The 19,245-nt window shown below is 42.0% G+C and carries 19 protein-coding genes; 16 read left to right on the top strand and 3 right to left on the bottom strand.

From position 1 onward, the window contains the following. Positions 1-38: 38 nt before the first annotated feature. Positions 39-173 carry a YqzM family protein gene (locus tag NSS78_RS11920; RefSeq protein ID WP_012010638.1) on the bottom strand — a complete coding sequence of 45 codons (135 nt, stop codon included), beginning with the start codon at positions 171-173 and terminating at the stop codon, positions 39-41. Positions 174-409: 236 nt separating this feature from the next. Here NSS78_RS11920 and holA point away from each other — a divergent pair, with 236 nt between their 5' ends. Then, positions 410-1,429 (top strand): DNA polymerase III subunit delta, encoded by a 1,020-nt coding sequence (gene holA, locus NSS78_RS11915; protein ID WP_212045896.1) that lies wholly within the window; start codon positions 410-412, stop codon positions 1,427-1,429. A gap of 133 nt (positions 1,430-1,562) precedes the next feature. On the opposite strand, the gene rpsT is transcribed toward holA, so the two are convergent. Beyond that, entirely contained in the window at positions 1,563-1,829 is a 267-nt protein-coding gene (gene rpsT, locus NSS78_RS11910; RefSeq protein WP_003217506.1) for a 30S ribosomal protein S20, read from the bottom strand. A 198-nt stretch (positions 1,830-2,027) separates the two neighbouring features. Here rpsT and gpr point away from each other — a divergent pair, with 198 nt between their 5' ends. From gpr to mtaB, 12 genes are all read left to right on the top strand, one after another. Continuing rightward, the gene (gpr, locus tag NSS78_RS11905; RefSeq protein ID WP_003217353.1) at positions 2,028-3,143 is read left to right on the top strand and encodes a GPR endopeptidase; all 1,116 of its coding nucleotides are present in this window, start codon (positions 2,028-2,030) and stop codon (positions 3,141-3,143) included. Positions 3,144-3,209: 66 nt separating this feature from the next. Then, a complete protein-coding gene (locus NSS78_RS11900) occupies positions 3,210-4,418 on the top strand; it encodes a stage II sporulation protein P (protein ID WP_003217396.1) in 1,209 nt (402 codons plus the stop codon). Positions 4,419-4,432: 14 nt separating this feature from the next. Next, positions 4,433-4,765, top strand: coding sequence for a YqxA family protein (locus tag NSS78_RS11895; protein ID WP_050943734.1), 333 nt, complete (start codon positions 4,433-4,435; stop codon positions 4,763-4,765). Between the two features lie 131 nt (positions 4,766-4,896). Further along, positions 4,897-6,735, top strand: a complete 1,839-nt coding sequence (gene lepA / locus NSS78_RS11890; RefSeq protein WP_050943735.1) for a translation elongation factor 4 — start codon at positions 4,897-4,899, stop codon at positions 6,733-6,735. Between the two features lie 117 nt (positions 6,736-6,852). Continuing rightward, positions 6,853-7,992: a radical SAM family heme chaperone HemW gene (gene hemW / locus NSS78_RS11885; protein ID WP_050943736.1), complete on the top strand. Its 1,140-nt coding sequence runs from the start codon at positions 6,853-6,855 to the stop codon at positions 7,990-7,992. Positions 7,993-8,073: 81 nt separating this feature from the next. Beyond that, positions 8,074-9,105, top strand: coding sequence for a heat-inducible transcriptional repressor HrcA (gene hrcA, locus NSS78_RS11880; RefSeq protein WP_050943737.1), 1,032 nt, complete (start codon positions 8,074-8,076; stop codon positions 9,103-9,105). A gap of 64 nt (positions 9,106-9,169) precedes the next feature. Further along, positions 9,170-9,727, top strand: a complete 558-nt coding sequence (gene grpE / locus NSS78_RS11875) for a nucleotide exchange factor GrpE (protein ID WP_003217485.1) — start codon at positions 9,170-9,172, stop codon at positions 9,725-9,727. A gap of 24 nt (positions 9,728-9,751) precedes the next feature. Beyond that, the gene (gene dnaK / locus NSS78_RS11870) at positions 9,752-11,590 is read left to right on the top strand and encodes a molecular chaperone DnaK (RefSeq protein ID WP_050943738.1); all 1,839 of its coding nucleotides are present in this window, start codon (positions 9,752-9,754) and stop codon (positions 11,588-11,590) included. A 165-nt stretch (positions 11,591-11,755) separates the two neighbouring features. Further along, positions 11,756-12,889 (top strand): molecular chaperone DnaJ, encoded by a 1,134-nt coding sequence (dnaJ, locus tag NSS78_RS11865; protein WP_050943739.1) that lies wholly within the window; start codon positions 11,756-11,758, stop codon positions 12,887-12,889. Between the two features lie 22 nt (positions 12,890-12,911). Further along, the gene (gene prmA, locus NSS78_RS11860; RefSeq protein WP_003217481.1) at positions 12,912-13,847 is read left to right on the top strand and encodes a 50S ribosomal protein L11 methyltransferase; all 936 of its coding nucleotides are present in this window, start codon (positions 12,912-12,914) and stop codon (positions 13,845-13,847) included. A gap of 23 nt (positions 13,848-13,870) precedes the next feature. Next, positions 13,871-14,641 (top strand): 16S rRNA (uracil(1498)-N(3))-methyltransferase, encoded by a 771-nt coding sequence (locus NSS78_RS11855; RefSeq protein ID WP_050943740.1) that lies wholly within the window; start codon positions 13,871-13,873, stop codon positions 14,639-14,641. After that, on the top strand, positions 14,641-15,999 hold the full coding sequence (mtaB, locus tag NSS78_RS11850; protein WP_050943741.1) for a tRNA (N(6)-L-threonylcarbamoyladenosine(37)-C(2))-methylthiotransferase MtaB: 1,359 nt from the start codon (positions 14,641-14,643) through the stop codon (positions 15,997-15,999). The genes NSS78_RS11855 and mtaB overlap by 1 nt, the downstream gene beginning before the upstream one ends. A 38-nt stretch (positions 16,000-16,037) precedes the next feature. Here mtaB and NSS78_RS11845 read toward each other — a convergent pair whose 3' ends face one another. Beyond that, the gene (locus NSS78_RS11845; RefSeq protein ID WP_003217427.1) at positions 16,038-16,967 is read right to left on the bottom strand and encodes a Na/Pi symporter; all 930 of its coding nucleotides are present in this window, start codon (positions 16,965-16,967) and stop codon (positions 16,038-16,040) included. A 182-nt stretch (positions 16,968-17,149) separates the two neighbouring features. On the opposite strand from NSS78_RS11845, the gene rpsU reads away from it, so the two are divergent. From rpsU to NSS78_RS11830, 3 genes are all read left to right on the top strand, one after another. Beyond that, positions 17,150-17,323, top strand: a complete 174-nt coding sequence (gene rpsU / locus NSS78_RS11840; protein ID WP_003152957.1) for a 30S ribosomal protein S21 — start codon at positions 17,150-17,152, stop codon at positions 17,321-17,323. Between the two features lie 14 nt (positions 17,324-17,337). Next, a complete protein-coding gene (locus NSS78_RS11835; protein WP_003217508.1) occupies positions 17,338-17,787 on the top strand; it encodes a GatB/YqeY domain-containing protein in 450 nt (149 codons plus the stop codon). Positions 17,788-17,928: 141 nt separating this feature from the next. After that, on the top strand, positions 17,929-19,242 hold the full coding sequence (locus NSS78_RS11830) for a nodulation protein NfeD (protein ID WP_050943742.1): 1,314 nt from the start codon (positions 17,929-17,931) through the stop codon (positions 19,240-19,242). Positions 19,243-19,245 lie beyond the last annotated feature (3 nt).

Below are 19,245 nucleotides of genomic sequence, written 5' to 3'. Positions count from 1 at the left end.
AAAACTGCCAAAACGGCAGTCATGTAGCAATCATGAAGTTAAGATCCAACGAGGTGTATAATGGTTGCCAAAATAAACATTGAGGCGAAAAATCCGAATGTGACGATAAAACCAACGGCTGAGTCGGTCACATCATTCCGCTTGCTTTGAACATTTTTTTCAAATTCATTCATTTTCATCCCTCCTGGCTAATTTTAGTATACTTGAACTCATTTGGAATTGCTAGAAGGTAAAGTAACCGTTTTCCATTTTCATGATCATTTTATGAATATCGTCTGAAGCAAGCTGACCCGGGAGCTTGCACCAGACGTTTACTATAAATGAGGAGGCGGTACTTTCAGCTTCCTCTTTACTAATGTCTTCGCACACTTTAGGATAGAGGAGGAAGTGAAAGAGAGGGATTCAATTTATGGTCTTTGAGGTTTGGAACAATTTAAAAAGAGGGGATATCCATCCCGTTTATTGCTTATATGGAAAAGAAACGTATTTACTGCAAGAAACAGCAGCTAAATTAAGACAAGCTGTAGTAGACGAAGAGACAAAGGATTTTAATTTCTCCGTCTTTGATATGGAAGAGGTGCCGCTTGAACAGGCTGTGACAGATGCAGAAACCTTTCCGTTCATGGGAGAAAGACGTCTCGTTGTGATCAAGAACCCTTATTTTCTTACAGCGGAAAAGAAAAAAGAGAAGATTGAGCATGAGCTTTCTCTGTTAGAAGCTTATTTAGAAAAGCCGGCGCCTTATACCATTCTCGTCTTATTGGCACCATATGAAAAGCTGGATGAACGGAAGAAAATCACCAAATTGCTAAAAAAGAAAGCGGCTATGGTTGAGGCAAAAGAGTTAAACCCAAAAGAAACAAAGGATTTCACCATTACGCTGGTGAAAACAGAAGGAAAGGCGATGACATCTGAAGCGGCTGAGCAGCTTGTGATGCTGTGCGGCGGAAGCCTATCCTCATTGTTTCAAGAGGTCAGGAAGCTGAGTACATATATTGGAGAGCGAGAAGAAATTGAATTAGCGGATGTCAATCAGCTCGTTGCAAGAAGCTTAGAGCAGAATATTTTCGAATTAATTAACCAAATTGTCAACAGACGCCGCTCTCAGGCCATGCAGATGTTTTATGATTTGCTGAAACAAAATGAGGAACCCATTAAAATATTAGCGCTTATATCCACTCAATTTCGTTTGATTTTACAGACGAAGTATTTCGCTCAGCAAGGATATGGGCAAAAACAAATTGCTTCAAATCTAAAAGTCCACCCATTCCGCGTGAAACTTGCTATGGATCAGGCAAGGCTGTTTTCAGAAGAAGAGCTGAAGCAAATTGTCAAAGAGCTATCAACGATCGATTATGAAATGAAAACCGGTAAAAAGGACAAGCAGCTATTGCTAGAATTGTTTCTGCTTCGCCTATTAGGCGCTTGAACATAAAAAAACGACCTTCTAAAAAGAGGGTCGTTTTTGTTTAGATGTATAATTGTCAGTCTGTCCTAATGGCTGAGCCGGTCAGGACGGACGTACAGTTAAACAGTGCCTCATTACTGAGGCGTTGCAAGCATTATGCAGAAAGTCCGTTTACTTGTTTAGCAAGTCTTGACTTGTAACGCGCAGCTGCGTTTTTGTGTACAAGACCAGTTTTAACGGCTTTGTCAATGCGTTTTGCAGCAGAAGAAAGAGCAGCTTTTGCTTGCTCAGCATCGTTGTTAGCTACAGAAACTTCAACTTGTTTAATCGCAGTACGCATCGCAGACTTGATTGTCACGTTGTGTGCACGGCGTTCGTTATTCGTTTTTGTACGTTTGATCGCTGATTTAATATTTGGCATGTGTTTCACCTCCTAAGATACAACCTAAACACAATTGTCTTAAGGTTAAATCTTCACAATAGAACAAGTTGTATTCTATCAAACACACCTTTAGAATGCAATATAAATGTAAAGTATTTTTCATTGATGAAGCGCTCGAATGTTTCTTTCAAGAGATGGAAAGACTACTGTTAATTACTTGGTGGAAGGAGTCTTTTTATGGAGAAACAGAAACTTGATTTAAGTGCTTATCAAATTCGGACAGACTTGGCTGTTGAAACAAAAGAGATACTAGAACAAGAGAACGATCCGAATGTTGTCAAAAAGGATGGAATTCAAGGGATTGTCGAAAAGGAAAAAGAAGAGCATGGCATCCGTATACGCACGGTGGAGATTACGAAAGAAGGGGAGGCGCTGACCAGCAAAAAGGCAGGAACATACTTGACACTTGAGGCGCAGGGCATTCGGGAGAAAGATTCTGAGATGCAGGAAAAAGTTGTCGAAGTCTTTGCCCATCATTTTGCTCAGTTTTTAAAAGATCGAGGCATTCAGACTGATGCGAGCTGTCTTGTAGTAGGACTAGGAAACTGGAATGTCACGCCAGATGCGCTAGGTCCGCTCACAGTTGAAAGTCTGCTTGTGACTCGGCATCTCTTTGAATTACAGCCGGAAAATGTACAGGAAGGCTACCGCCCAGTGTCCTCTTTATCACCGGGAGTGATGGGACTGACTGGTATTGAAACAAGCGACATTATACAAGGCGTGATCGAGAGGTCCAAACCCGATTTTGTCATTGCAATCGATGCCCTTGCTGCTCGTGCAGTGGAACGGGTGAATACGACGATTCAAATCTCTGATACAGGTATCCATCCCGGTTCAGGTGTAGGGAATAAGCGAAAAGAATTAAGCAAAGAAACGTTGGGAATTCCAGTGATTGCGATTGGCGTTCCGACAGTGGTAGATGCAGTCACCATTGCAAGTGACACAATTGATTATGTCTTAAAGCATTTTGGTAGAGAACTGAAAGATGACAGGCCGTCCCGCTCTCTTGTGCCGGCTGGTTTGACGTTTGGGAAGAAAAAAGTACTAAACGAAGAAGACTTACCAGATGAAGAAACGCGTCAATCATTCTTAGGTATCGTAGGAACTCTTCCAGAAGAAGAGAAACGGCAGCTGATTCATGAAGTGCTTGCGCCGCTAGGGCAAAATCTCATGGTCACGCCTAAGGAAGTGGATACATTCATTGATGATATGGCAAACGTGCTCGCCAATGGATTAAACACAGCGCTTCATCAAAAAATCTCTCAAGATAACATGGGTTCTTATAATCATTAATCGGTTCTACTTTCTCTAGCTCGCTCATAGTGTAATTACTAGAAAGCGTGCTGGAGGGAGTAAATCATGAAAAAAAGACCCCGCCGTCCTCGACAGTTGGTCGTTGCGATTAATGGAACAAAAGTAGTCAAAAGCATTTTCTTATTTATAGCCTCACTTGTTGTAGTGTTTGTGATGTCAGGGGCGTTGACATCTTTAAAACCTGAGCTGAGACCACAAGCCTCGCTATATGGTGTAGCAGATGAGCTTTCCGGGGCGTTTTTCGCCACATTAATGGGCATGGAAAACCAATATTTCGCCTCAGCCGTCCCGAAAGATCAAAAAGGGTTTCATTTCTCTGGACTGTCACTCAAGCTTGCGACCAGTATCAATTTAGAAGACCCGCGTAGTTTTCTAGGTAGAGAACTTCCAGGCTTTGAACATTTTGATACAAAAATCATCTTAGCAGGTGAAGGAACAGACTATACCAACATGCCAATGGAATCGCCGCCGCCAAGTGAAGTCATTCAAGATGAAAAAGAAGCAAATTTAGCAGAGCTGGACAAGCTCGACAAAGATGTGCCGAAAAAGCCTGCGAAAGAGCCGGACCGGTCGACAGGAAAACGAAAAGCTGTGTACATTTACCATACACATAATACGGAATCATATTTACCATTTTTAAAAGGAGAAACGAATCCAAACAATGCACGGCACTCAAAAGTGAATGTCACCCTTGTCGGTGACATGTTCGGAAAGGCGCTTGATCAGCAAGGAATCGGGAATACGGTCGACAAAACAGAAGTTGAAAAACGGCTTCTGCAAAAAGGACTAAAGTATCCCCAGTCTTATAATGAATCAAGACTGGTCGTAAAAGAAGCCTTAGCGAAAAATGATGACCTCGAATATTTAATCGATATCCACCGTGACTCAAGAAGAAAGAAAGACACTACTGCCGAGATCAAAGGGAAAAAATATGCGAGAATTGCGTTTGTTGTGGGAAAGAAGAATCAAAGCTATGAGAAAAACCTCAAGCTTGCGACGGAGTTCCACCATTTGATGGAGAAAAAATATAAAGGACTCAGTGTCGGTGTGTTTGCCAAAGGCGAAATTGGTGATAATGGAATTTATAATCAAGATTTATCCGACAAAGCCCTTCTTTTAGAATTTGGCGGAGTGGATAATAATATGGAAGAATTGAAAAATGCATCCAATGCAGCAGCTGATGTCTTCAGCGACATTTTCTGGGATGCGGAAAAAGTAAACGGCAAAGCAAAGGATGAGAAAAAACGCTCTTGAGGTGGTGACGGTGCATGGGATCATTTATGGGAAAAACCATTATTTTAGGACTGGTCTTGCTATTTGGCGTCTTTTTAGGAATGCAACAGGCAAATAATGGCATGCTGCAAATGAAGGGTTACCATGACCCGCAATTAAAAGGCGCTTTCTCCATCCAAATGAACGACGAAGAAGAACGAGAAGCCTCTATCTTAGGAACGGCTGTTACAGAAAAGGATCTTGCCGAAAAACAAAAGCAGCTTGAGGAAATAGAGAGCTTTAATGCCTTCTCCAAAGCAGGAAAGGTGTTGTCTGATGGCATGACACATGCAGCTCGTTCTCTTTATGATTGGGTAAATGGGAAATAAATAAATCTACACCATATGACTAAAGCCGCTAATCAATGAGCGGCTTTTCTTGATTTCGATTGAATCTTTACAGCCCTATTGATATAATCTAACCTAGCGCAACCCGCGTTTTATAGTAGGAGTGATAGATTGTGACAGATAAAGAAAAACGATTAGAACGGCAATCAAGAATTCGAAATTTCTCCATTATCGCCCATATTGACCACGGGAAATCCACATTGGCCGACCGTATTTTAGAAAAAACAGCGGCGATTACGCAGCGAGAAATGAAAGAACAATTACTTGATTCCATGGACTTAGAGCGTGAACGCGGCATAACGATTAAATTAAACTCTGTCCAGCTGAAATATAAGGCGAAGGATGGAGAAGAATATATTATGCACCTGATTGATACACCAGGGCATGTCGACTTCACCTATGAGGTATCTCGAAGCCTTGCTGCCTGTGAAGGTGCGATTCTCGTAGTAGATGCAGCACAAGGAATTGAAGCACAGACACTTGCGAATGTTTATTTAGCTCTTGATAACAACTTAGAAATTCTTCCGATTATCAATAAAATCGATCTGCCAAGTGCAGAGCCTGAGCGTGTAAGAGGAGAAATTGAAGATGTCATCGGGTTGGATGCGTCTGAAGCTGTTCTCACCTCTGCTAAGGCTGGTATTGGGATCGAAGATATTTTAGAACAAATCGTCGAAAAGGTGCCAGCACCTGCTGGGGACCCAGAAGCACCGCTTCAAGCTCTTATATTTGATTCTCTCTACGATGCGTATCGCGGCGTTATTGCGTACATACGAATTGTGGAAGGAACGGTCAAACCAGGTCAGAAAATCAAAATGATGGCGACGGGCAAAGAATTTGAAGTACTTGAAGTCGGCGTATTCACACCAAAAGCCATGCCGACAGATGAACTCACTGTTGGAGATGTTGGCTACTTAACAGCAGCAATTAAAAATGTCGGCGATACACGTGTGGGGGATACGATCACAAGTGCGGTGAACCCAGCGAAAGAAGCGCTGCCAGGATACAGAAAGCTGAACCCAATGGTTTACTGCGGTCTTTATCCGATTGATACAGCGAAATATAACGATTTACGTGAAGCACTAGAAAAGCTTGAATTAAATGATTCTTCACTTCAATATGAGGCAGAGACGTCCCAAGCACTTGGCTTCGGTTTCCGCTGTGGCTTTCTTGGAATGCTTCATATGGAAATCATCCAAGAACGGATTGAGCGTGAATTTAAAATCGATCTCATTACGACAGCACCAAGTGTTATTTACGATGTGTATATGACAGACGGAGAAAAAATCATCGTCGATAACCCGTCCAATCTGCCTGATCCGCAAAAGATTGAGAAAATTGAAGAACCATACGTGAAAGCAACAATGATGGTGCCGAATGACTATGTAGGCTCTGTCATGGAGCTTTGCCAAGGAAAGCGCGGACATTTCATTGATATGCAATACCTTGATGCAAACCGAGTGAGCATTGTGTACGAAATTCCTTTGGCGGAGATCGTGTATGAATTCTTTGATATGCTCAAGTCCAACACAAAAGGCTATGCGTCCTTTGACTATGAGCTGATTGGCTATCGTCCATCTACTCTAGTGAAAATGGACATCATGCTGAATGGTGAAAAAATCGATGCCCTTTCCTTTATTGTTCACCGCGATTACGCCTATGAACGAGGCAAGATCATCGTAGAAAAGCTGAAAGAACTCATTCCACGCCAGCATTTTGAAGTACCAGTTCAAGCGGCGATTGGACAAAAAATTGTGGCTCGTTCTACCATTAAAGCGATGCGTAAAAACGTACTTGCTAAATGTTATGGTGGAGACATTTCCCGGAAAAGAAAGCTTCTTGAGAAGCAAAAAGAAGGGAAAAAGCGCATGAAACAAGTGGGCTCTGTTGAAGTCCCGCAAGAAGCATTTATGGCTGTGCTGAAGATGGACGACAGCACACCGAAAAAATAACATCCTCCTCAAGGCAACCTGCTTTACAATGTCAGCCTTGGCGTTTATAGTCGAAAACAAACAAAGGTGCCGCAGCGATAAACTGCGGCTCTTTACCTGTAAAGAAGGTGTCATCAAATGAAAGCAGCATACATTCACATTCCATTTTGTGAGCACATTTGCCACTATTGTGATTTCAATAAATTTTTCATTAAAACGCAGCCAGTCGATGAATACTTAGCGGCTCTTGAAAAAGAGATGCAGCACACGATCGAGCAAAAGGGTGAGCAAGAACTCAAGACGATCTTTATTGGCGGGGGAACTCCGACATCATTGACCGTTAGCCAGCTAGACCAGCTTATGAACAGCATTCACCGTGTGTTAAAGCCGGCAAAAAACCTGGTTGAATTTGCAGTTGAAGCGAATCCGGATGAATTATCACTCGAGAAGCTGCATGTGTTAAAAGAAGCCGGTGTCAATCGGCTAAGCTTTGGCGTCCAAACCTTTGAAGATGATTTGCTCAAAAAAATCGGACGAGTTCATCAAAAGAAAGATGTTCTCACGTCCTTTGAGAGAGCTAGAGCGGTTGGATTTGACAACATTAGCCTTGACCTCATGTTTGGCTTGCCGCATCAAGAAAAGCATCATGTTATGAATTCACTTGAGACAGCTTTCTCTTTAGGAGCAGAGCATTATTCTGTCTACTCACTGATTGTGGAGCCGAAAACGGTGTTTTACAACTTAATGCAAAAAGGAAAACTGCATTTACCGCCGCAAGAACGTGAGGCTGAAATGTATGAACTTGTGATGGATGAAATGGAGCGCCATGGATTACATCAATACGAAATCAGCAATTACGCCAAACCTGGCTTTGAAAGCCAGCATAACCTGACCTATTGGAGCAATGAAGATTACTTCGGTTTCGGTGCAGGGGCACACGGGTATGTAGATGGCATCCGAAATGTGAACGCAGGACCAGTGAAGCATTACTTGGAACTGATTGAGCAAACTGGGTTCCCGTATAAAGAAACTCATCAAGTCACAAAAGCAGAGCAGATAGAAGAAGAAATGTTTCTAGGCCTTCGAAAAATCGAAGGGGTGAAAAGTGCCGACTTCCAAGCCAAATATGGTGCTTCACCAGAAGCTCTTTTTCCCTCAGTTCTTGAAGAATTAGAAGAAAAAGGTCTCATTGTAAAAGATGACATTGGAATTCGTTTGACAAGAAAAGGGAAATTGTTAGGAAATGAAGTATTTCAAGCGTTTCTCGGTGAGTTATAATTGACATTTTAATTTGAGTTTGGTAATTTTGTTTATACAATTAGCACTCGTTGAAAGAGAGTGCTAACAGGGGTGATGATGATGTTAACAAATCGTCAGCTTTTGATTCTGCAAGTCATCATTAATGACTTTATTCGTTCGGCGCAGCCAGTTGGATCAAGGACTCTTTCTAAAAAAGAGGACATCACATTCAGCTCTGCGACGATTAGAAACGAAATGGCTGATTTGGAGGAACTTGGTTTTATCGAAAAGACCCATTCTTCATCAGGAAGAATTCCTTCAGAAAAAGGATATCGTTATTATGTAGATCATTTGCTCTCTCCGCGAAAACTGTCGTCTAAAGATCTTGTGCTTATCCAGTCGGCTTTTCAGGAGAAAATTTTTGAGCTGGAAAAAACAGTTCAAAAATCGGCGGAAATTTTATCAGATCTCACAAACTATACATCGATCGTGCTTGGTCCAAAGCTGAGTGAAAATCGATTAAAGCAAATTCAGCTTGTCCCCGTTCAGCCAAATAAAGCCGTAGCAATCATGATTACAGACAGCGGACATGTTGAAAACAAAACCATTACCTTCTCTGAGCATCTCGATGTCTCCGATATTGAGAAGCTGATGAATATTTTGAATAGCCGCTTAGCTGGCGTTCCAATGGACCAGTTGAAGGACAGGATGTATAAAGAAGTAGTCATGCTTCTGCGCACACATTTAAAAGATTATGATCACATTTTAGATGCGCTTGGCAACACATTTACATCGACACAAAATGAATCAAAACTTTTCTTTGGCGGGAAGATTAATATGTTGAATCAGCCTGAATTTCATGACATCGACCGCATTCGCTCACTCATGATGCTGATTGAGCAAAAGAATGATGTCATGCAGCTGTTTCATCCAAATCAGCAAGGTATCACCATTAAAATCGGTTCAGAAAACAATTTGGAAGCAATGGAGAACTGTAGTTTGATCACAGCGACTTATTCGATTGATCAAAAATCACTTGGCTCCATTGCCGTCATCGGACCAACCCGCATGGATTACGGGCGAGTCGTTAGTCTTTTGCATCATGTATCAAAAGACTTGTCAAACGCACTTTCCAATTTGTATGATGAGTAGGGTGATAAAAAGATAGGGGCACTGCCCCTTCGTATTCTTGAATCTTTTGAGGGAGGTGAACACAATGTCAGAAGAAAAACAGACACCTGAGCAAGAAGCAGAGGTTGAAGCACAAGAAGAAGCAGTTCAAGCAGATACTGAGGAAGCAAAGCATGATGAACAGTCTGCCTTCCAAGAGAAAATCGATGAATTGCAGCAGCTTCTAGATGAAAAAGAAAACAAGATTCTGCGTGTTCAAGCAGATTTTGAAAACTATAAACGCCGTGCTCGAACTGAAGTGGAGACCGTGCAAAAATATCGTTCTCAACATGTTGTCAGCGATCTTCTCCCAGCTCTTGACAACTTTGAAAGAGCGCTTGGAATTGATCCAGACAATGAGCAGGCGAAAAGTTTGTTAGAAGGAATGCAAATGGTTTACCGCCAGCTGGTAGAAGCGTTGAAAAATGAAGGCGTTGAACCAATTGAAGCTGTCGGCAAAGAGTTCGATCCAAACCTTCATCAAGCCGTCATGCAAGTTGAAGATGAAAACTTTGATTCAAATATCGTAGTAGAAGAATTGCAAAAGGGCTATAAACTCAAAGACCGAGTTATTCGTCCATCAATGGTAAAAGTAAATCAATAACTACATAATGGGAGGTCATCGATTATGAGTAAAATCATTGGGATTGACTTAGGAACAACAAACTCATGTGTTGCAGTACTTGAAGGCGGAGAGCCAAAAGTCATTGCAAACGCTGAAGGAGCACGTACAACACCATCTGTTGTCGCTTTTAAAAATGGAGAGCGCCAAGTTGGTGAAGTAGCGAAACGCCAATCAATTACAAACCCGAACACAATCATGTCTGTTAAAAGACACATGGGTACAGACTATAAAGTAGAAGTTGAAGGCAAGAACTATACACCGCAGGAAATCTCTGCAATCATTCTTCAACACCTTAAATCTTACGCTGAAGGCTACCTTGGCGAAGAAGTAACAAAAGCTGTTATCACAGTTCCTGCTTACTTCAACGATGCAGAACGTCAAGCTACAAAAGATGCTGGTAAAATTGCTGGTCTTGAAGTAGAACGTATCATCAACGAACCAACAGCAGCTGCGCTTGCTTATGGTTTAGATAAAACAGATGAAGATCAAACGATCCTTGTATACGACCTTGGCGGCGGTACATTTGACGTATCAGTCCTTGAGCTTGGAGACGGCGTCTTTGAAGTACGCTCAACTGCTGGGGACAACCGTCTAGGTGGAGACGATTTTGACCAAGTGATCATTGATCACTTAGTAGCTGAATTCAAAAAAGAAAATGGCATTGACCTTTCAAAAGATAAAATGGCGCTTCAGCGTTTAAAAGATGCTGCTGAAAAAGCGAAAAAAGATCTTTCTGGTGTATCTTCTACACAAATCTCACTGCCGTTTATCACAGCTGGAGATGCAGGTCCTCTTCACCTTGAATTAACGCTAACACGTGCTAAATTCGAAGAGCTTTCTGCAGATCTTGTAGAGCGTACAATGACACCTGTACGTCAATCATTGAAAGATGCTGGTTTATCTGCTAGCGAGATTGATAAAGTCATCCTTGTTGGTGGATCAACTCGTATTCCTGCAGTACAAGAAGCAATCAAAAAAGAAACAGGCAAAGAGCCTCATAAAGGTGTAAACCCTGATGAAGTGGTTGCTCTTGGTGCGGCGATTCAAGGTGGAGTCATCACAGGAGATGTCAAAGACGTTGTTCTTCTTGATGTAACACCACTTTCTTTAGGAATTGAAACAATGGGCGGCGTATTCACAAAGCTGATTGAACGTAATACAACAATTCCAACAAGTAAATCTCAAGTATTCTCAACGGCTGCTGACAACCAAACAGCGGTAGACATCCATGTTCTGCAAGGTGAGCGCCCAATGGCAGCAGACAACAAAACATTAGGTCGTTTCCAATTGACTGACATTCCGCCAGCACCACGCGGCGTACCACAAATCGAAGTATCTTTTGATATCGATAAAAACGGTATTGTCAACGTACGTGCGAAAGATATGGGTACAGGCAAAGAGCAAAACATCACCATCAAATCTTCTTCAGGTCTTTCTGATGATGAGATCGAAAAAATGGTCAAAGAAGCAGAAGAAAATGCTGAAGCAGATGCGAAGAAAAAAGAAGAAATCGAAGTGCGCAATGAAGCAGATCAATTAGTGTTTACAACAGAAAAAACATTAAAAGATCTAGAAGGCAAAATCGATGAAGAGCAAGTGAAAAAAGCAAACGACGCGAAAGATGCACTAAAAGCTGCGATCGAAAAAGGCGAGTTTGAAGACATCAAAGCGAAAAAAGATGAGTTGCAAACAATCGTTCAAGAACTAACGACAAAGCTTTATGAAGAAGCTGCAAAACAAGCACAAGCTCAGCAAGAAGGCGCTGAAGGTGCTCAAAAAGCAGATGACAATGTAGTGGATGCAGAATACGAAGAAGTAAACGACGATCAAGAGAAAAAATAATCACCTTTACTTTTGAAAAAGACTGCTGAAACGTACTCGTCAGAAAGTCAAAGTCAGGATCTCTTGGCTTTGACTTTTTTTCTTTCCAACGATGAAAGCAATTGAAAAAGGTCAAATCAAAATGATACAATCGTACTTATGTGAGAAAATCGGGAGTGTGAAGAGATGAGTAAGCGTGATTACTATGAAGTGCTTGGCGTGAGTAAGAGCGCCTCAAAAGACGAGATCAAAAAGGCATACCGCAAGCTTTCAAAAAAGTATCACCCTGATATTAATAAAGAAGCTGGCTCAGATGAGAAATTCAAAGAAGTAAAAGAAGCCTATGAAACCCTTTCTGACGATCAAAAACGTTCGCAGTATGATCAGTTCGGTCATACCGATCCAAACCAAGGCTTTGGCGGCGGCGGTTTTGGCGGAGGAGGAGACTTTGGCGGCTTCGGCGGCTTTGATGACATCTTCTCTAGTATTTTTGGCGGTGGAGCCAGAAGAAGAGATCCAAATGCACCGCGTCAAGGAGCAGACTTGCAATATACAATGACGCTTTCATTTGAAGAAGCAGCATTTGGGAAAGAAGCAACGATTGAAATTCCTCGTGAGGAATCATGTGAAACGTGTCATGGATCAGGGGCAAAGTCTGGGACAGAAGCGAAGACTTGTTCACATTGCGGCGGCTCTGGTCAATTAAATGTTGAGCAGTCAACTCCGTTTGGTAAAGTGGTCAACCGCAGAGTATGTAACTACTGTAGCGGAACAGGAAAACAAATCGATCACAAATGTTCTACATGCGGCGGCTCTGGTAAAGTGCGTAAGCGTAAGAAAATCAATGTGACGATCCCAGCTGGTGTTGACGATGGTCAGCAGCTCAGAGTGTCTGGTCAAGGGGAGCCAGGTGTAAATGGAGGACCTCCAGGCGATCTATTTGTTGTGTTCCATGTGCGTTCGCATGAATTCTTCGAGCGAGACGGGGATGACATTTACTGCGAAATGCCGTTAACCTTCGCACAGGCTGCATTAGGTGACGAAATTGAAGTGCCGACATTACACGGTAAAGTGAAATTAAAAGTCCCTGCTGGCACGCAAACTGGCACGAAGTTTAGACTCAAAGGAAAAGGTGTGAAAAATGTACGCGGCTATGGCCAAGGCGATCAGCATATCGTTGTACGAGTCGTCACACCAACAAATTTAACGGACAATCAAAAAGATATCATTAGAAAATTTGCTGAAGTGAGCGGAAATAAACCGGACGAACAAGAGATGAGCTTCTTCGATAAGGTAAAACGCGCATTTAAAGGCGAGTAAGACGGATAAGGAGTTGGTAGTATTGAAGTGGTCAGAAATTAGCGTCCATACAACAAATGAAGCGGTGGAACCAATCACCAATATTTTGCATGAAGCAGGTGCGAGTGGTGTCGTGATTGAGGACCCGCTTGATTTAGTCAAGGAACGTGAAAATGTATACGGTGAGATCTACCAGCTCGATCCGAATGACTATCCTGAAGAAGGGGTCATCGTCAAAGCCTATCTTCCAATGAACAGCTTTTTAATGGAAACGGTAGATGAGATCAAAGAAGCCATCAACAATCTTCTTCTATACGATATTGACCTTGGACGAAATACGCTGTCCATTTGTGAAGTAAATGAAGAAGAATGGGCCACCGCATGGAAAAAATACTATCATCCTGTGAAAATCTCTGAAAAATTCACCATCGTTCCAACATGGGAAGAATATACTCCGGTTCATTCTGATGAACTGATTATTGAAATGGACCCAGGAATGGCATTTGGAACAGGGACACATCCAACAACCGTTCTTTGTATTCAGGCGCTTGAGCGCTATGTGAAGGAAAACGATACGGTGATTGATGTTGGAACAGGCTCTGGGATTTTAAGTGTGGCAGCAGCGATGGTTGGTGCAAAGGACATTCAAGCCTTTGATCTCGACACCGTTGCGGTTGAAAGTGCAAAGCAAAACATCGAGCTAAATGGTGTAAGCGAACAAGTGACGGTCAAGCAAAACAACTTACTTGATGGGATTTCAGGTGAACGTGATGTGATCGTCGCCAACATTCTCGCAGAAGTGATTTTGCGCTTTACAGATCAAGCCTATGACTTATTGAAGAAAGATGGCTATTTCATTACATCAGGCATCATTGGACAAAAGAAATTACAAGTCAAAACAGCATTAGAAGAAGCAGGTTTTGACATTGTTGAAGTGCTGTCAATGGAAGATTGGGTCAGCATTATAGCGAAAAAATAAAGCGAGTAGGTGTCAGGACACGTATGCAACGATATTTTATCGACCTCACGAAAGAAGAAGTGATCGCAAAGGGATCTATCGTCATCAATGGTGAAGATGTACATCACCTTTCCAACGTCATGCGCATGAAAGCAGGGCAGGAAATCCTTTGCTTAACGACAGACGGCTTTGAAGCGCTCAGTAAAATTGATACAATAACAAAGGAAGAAGTCATTTGTCACGTTGAAGGCTGGACAAATCAGGACAGAGAGCTTCCGGTAAGAGTAACAATTGCGAGCGGTCTCCCAAAGGGAGATAAGCTTGAGCTGATTATCCAAAAAGGCACAGAGCTTGGCGCAAGCGCATTTATCCCGTTTCAAGCGGCTCGTTCTATTACAAAAATTGACCAAAAGAAGTCACATAAAAAACGAGAGCGCTGGGAGAAAATCGCGAAAGAAGCAGCTGAACAGTCCTACCGGAATATCATTCCTCGTGTTGATCCAGTATCAACATTTAAAGAGCTGACTCAATTAGCTGGTGAATTCGATAAATGTGTCGTTGCATACGAAGAATCATCGAAAGAAGGAGAGCAAAGCCGCTTTCAAACTGTGCTCCAACAGATGAAAGGCGGACAAACCTTGCTAGTGGTTTTTGGCCCTGAAGGCGGTTTAGCAGAAAAGGAGATTGAAGCGCTTGAAACGCATGGTGCAGTCATTTGCGGGCTTGGACCACGCATTTTAAGAACAGAAACAGCTCCTCTTTACGCGCTTTCTGCTATATCTTATCAAACAGAGTTATTAAGAGGTGAATCATGATGGGAACAGTAGCGTTCCATACACTTGGCTGTAAGGTCAATCACTATGAAACAGAAGCGATCTGGCAGCTGTTTAAAGAAGCAGGCTATGAAAGAAAAGAGTACGAATCAAAAGCAGACGTATACGTCATTAATACATGTACGGTCACGAATACTGGCGATAAAAAAAGCCGCCAAGTCATTAGAAGAGCCATTCGTCATAACCCGGATGGTGTCATTTGTGTAACAGGCTGTTATGCGCAAACATCTCCAGCAGAAATCATGGCGATTCCTGGTGTTGATATTGTCGTGGGAACACAAGACAGACATAAATTACTCGGTTACATTGAAGAATATCGCAGAGAAAGACAGCCGATTAATGGGGTTGGCAATATTATGAAAGCACGTGTGTTTGAAGAACTCGATGTTCCTGCTTTTACAGACAGAACACGTGCGTCATTAAAAATCCAAGAAGGCTGTAACAATTTCTGTACATTCTGCATTATTCCTTGGGCTCGCGGACTTCTTCGTTCTCGTGATCCAGAAGAGGTCATCAACCAAGCGCAGCAGCTTGTGGATGCCGGCTATAAAGAAATTGTATTAACAGGTATTCACACAGGTGGATACGGAGAAGACTTAAAGGATTATAACTTTGCAAAGCTTCTGAAAGAATTAGATGAACGTGTCAACGGCTTAAAACGAATTCGTATTTCATCTATCGAAGCAAGTCAAATTACAGATGAAGTGATAGAAGTGCTTGATCAGTCAGATAAGATTGTCAGACACCTTCACATCCCGCTTCAATCTGGCTCTAATACAGTGCTGAAAAGAATGCGCCGTAAATATACGATGGAATTCTTTGCAGAGCGTTTGACAAAGCTGAAAAAAGCATTGCCAGGTCTTGCTGTCACCTCTGATGTGATTGTAGGATTCCCTGGAGAAACAGAAGAAGAGTTTTTGGAAACATACAACTTTGTCAAAGACCATCAATTCTCTGAACTGCACGTATTCCCTTACAGCAAACGTACAGGTACGCCAGCTGCAAGAATGGAAGATCAAGTGGATGAAAATGTGAAAAACGAACGTGTCCACCGCTTGATCGCTCTTTCTGACCAGCTTGCGAAAGAATACGCATCAGCTTATGAAGGAGATGTCCTAGAGATTATTCCGGAAGAATCCTTCAAAGAACAAGAAGGAAAGCACAATCTTTATGTGGGCTATACAGATAACTATATGAAGGTTGTTTTTGAAGGAACAGAGGACATGATCGGCCGTTTGGTCAAAGTGAAAATTACGAAAGCGGGTTATCCTTATAACGAAGGACAATTCGTTCGTATAAGCGATGAAGTACAAACAGACAAAGTGAGAATGACCTCATAATCAATCAAACACCGGTGCCAAAAGGGCAAGCCGGTGTTTTATTTTGATTGATTCGGTAAAAGGCATAAAATCAATGTGTGAAATGGACGGATGAACGGGAAGAAAAGCAAAGAGCTTGCCACATTAAACAGCAGGCTGAAGTGCGCAATTTGCTGTGCGGGAGCGTTTGCAAGAAGGGCGACGAATTCTGTCATCATGGCGAGAAATGGGAGACATAAAAGCACTCCGAGCACATTAAACAAAACGTGTGCATAAGCCGTTTGACGTGCTGCATAGCCGCCAGATATGGCAGCCATTACGGCTGTAATACATGTCCCAATATTGGACCCTAACACAAAGCTGATGCCTTCCTGAAGCCCAACCGTTCCTTCATTCATAAACCCCATTAAAATGCCGATACAGACGGAGCTTGAATGAACAATCGCTGTGAAAATAGTACCAGAAAGCAGCGCCGTCCAGTCAGAATGCTGCATCATTTCGAGAAAGCGCAATGTCTCAGGCTGACTTGTCATCATACCTGCAATTTTAGAAAAGCCTTGAATACAAAAAAAGATCATCCCGAGTCCAAATATACTTTTTCCTGCATGCCTAAAAGATTTTTTGCCTAACATCATGCATATCAGACCAGCTAGGATTAAAACCCACATGAAAACATCCATTTTAATGGCGATAAATTCTGTTGTAAACGTAGAGCCAATATTGGTACCAAGAATCATTGGAATGGATTTTTTAAAAGAGAGAATACCTGTACTGACAAAGCCAATCACGATGACCATAAACGCTGAACTGCTTTGAAGAATCCCTGTAAATACGATGCTGACTAAGAATGCTTTTACCGGATGATCTGTAAAGAGAAGAAGTGATTTCTCAATACGAGACGACGCAAGCGCCATTAATCCTTTTCTCAGCAAACCCATTGACCATAAAAAAATGAAAATAAGTGCACAAAAATAAATGATCGCCATCATAGAAAAGTCCTCCTCTTACCAATGAATATATGGACTTGTCTACCTGCTCATGACGAAAATATATTTCCAAATCACTTAGTTGACCTCACACTAGGCTTATATTATAATGTCTAGGTACATGTTTTACATGTATATCTTTTTTTAATGCAGTCGATTGGTGTATTCGGAGGGAGGGAAAGAGAATGTCAAAAACGGTCGTTAGAAAAAACGAATCGCTTGAAGATGCTCTTCGTCGCTTTAAACGCAGTGTATCCAAAACTGGAACATTGCAAGAAGCAAGAAAGCGTGAATTTTATGAAAAGCCTAGCGTAAAGCGCAAGAAAAAGTCTGAAGCTGCTAGAAAACGTAAATTCTAAAGAGGGTGGATTTTATGAGTCTTCTTGAGCAATTAAATTCTGATATGAAGCTTTTTATGAAAAACCGTGAGAAAGACAAGCTTGTTGTCATTCGGATGGTTAAGGCTTCGCTCCAAAATGAAGCAATTAAGCTTAAGAAAGACAGTTTGACCGGCGATGAGGAACTAACCGTCCTTTCCCGCGAGATTAAGCAACGTAAAGACTCCCTCCATGAATTTTCGAAAGCTAATCGCTTAGATTTAGTAGATAAAGTTCAAAAAGAGATTGACATCTTAGACGTTTATTTACCTGAACAGCTTTCTGAAGAAGAACTGCAAACGATCGTGAAAGAAACGATTGCTGAAACAGGTGCTTCATCGAAGACTGATATGGGTAAAGTCATGAGCGCTATTATGCCAAAAGTAAAAGGTAAAGCTGATGGAGCTGTCATTAACAGACTTGTCAGCGAACAGCTGTCTCAATAAAAAAGTATCCTTCTATTGTTAGAAGGGTACTTTTTTTATACCTTCATCATTCTGTCATATAAAAATGAAACCTATGATACATTTGTAACGTATGTAAAGGAACAGTAAAATGGAAGATAGAGAGGAGGGATCACCAAATAGATGAAAAAAATAAAAATTTCTATTGCTCTCTTCAGTTGTTTTATAATATGCTTATTATTAGGGGTTCAATTGACCGCGAAATCAGTAGATCAGAAAGTTCATGTTATCCCTATTGAAGATACAGTAGAAAAAGGACTTTCTCAATTTATTGAACGATCATTTGAGCAGGCAAAGTCCGAACGAGCAAAACATATCATTCTAGACATCAATACACCAGGTGGTGCAGTCGATGCTGCGCTAGAGATCGCAGATGCCATTCGTGCGTCTGATATCCCTGTGACAGCGTTTGTGAATCATAGAGCGCTTTCAGCTGGGGCATTCCTTGCACTAAATGCCGATCAAATCTATATGACCCCAAATGGAAAGATGGGGGCTGCGGCGATCATTGATGGAGAAGGCAATGCTGCCGATCAAAAATCTGAATCGCTATGGCTTGCTGAAATGAGTGATGCTGCCGAAAAGCAGGGGCGTGATCCAAAGTATGCACTTGCAATGGCAGATGTAGATATAGACGCAAAAGAAGCTGGTGCACCAAAAGGAGAATTGCTCACCTTCAACACAGACCGTGCGCTTCAATTCGGTTATGCAGAAGGGGAAGCGAAAAATATGGATGACTTGCTTCAAAAGCTGAATTTAGCCGATGCTTCTGTTCAATACGATGAAGTGAGCTTTGCTGAAAAGGTTGCGCGCTTTCTCACGCACCCAATCGTCATTCCAATCCTTTTATCCATCGCAAGCTTAGGGTTAATTGTTGAGCTCTATTCTCCTGGCTTTGGGATTCCAGGCACCATGGGAGTGACAGCGCTTCTTTTATTCTTTTATGGTCATCTCGTGGCTGGTTTTGCAGGATATGAGACGTTGTTCCTGTTTATAGCAGGGATATTGCTCATGATTCTGGAATTGTTTTTGCCCGGGGGAATCGTAGGTGTCATTGGACTGATCTGTGTGGTTGTCAGCTTGTTTTTAGCAGCTGGAAGCTTTACAGAAATGGCGATTTCCATCTTGATTGCCACTGCTGTTTCAATCGTAGCAGTTATTTTATTGACAAAGGTGTTGGGGAAACGTATGAAATTTTTCAAAAAGTTCATTTTAACCGATTCAACCAATAAGGAAAGCGGTTATGTCTCAAATGAAACAAGAGAAGATCTTGTTGGGCAAATCGCGGTGACAGCAACCGCACTTCGTCCGTCAGGTACAATAGTATTTGGAGATGAGCGCATTGATGTTGTGTCAGAAGGTGCATTCATCGATAAGGATGAACAAGTAAAAATTGTGAAAGCGGAAGGCTCACGCATTGTCGTGAGGAAAGTATAGATA

Source organism: Bacillus sp. FSL W8-0920, assembly GCF_038593215.1.
GTDB classification, from domain to species: Bacteria; Bacillota; Bacilli; order Bacillales; family Bacillaceae; genus Bacillus; species Bacillus pumilus.
Note: the sequence above shows the minus strand (reverse complement) of the source record. Positions and strands in the feature narration are given on the sequence as shown.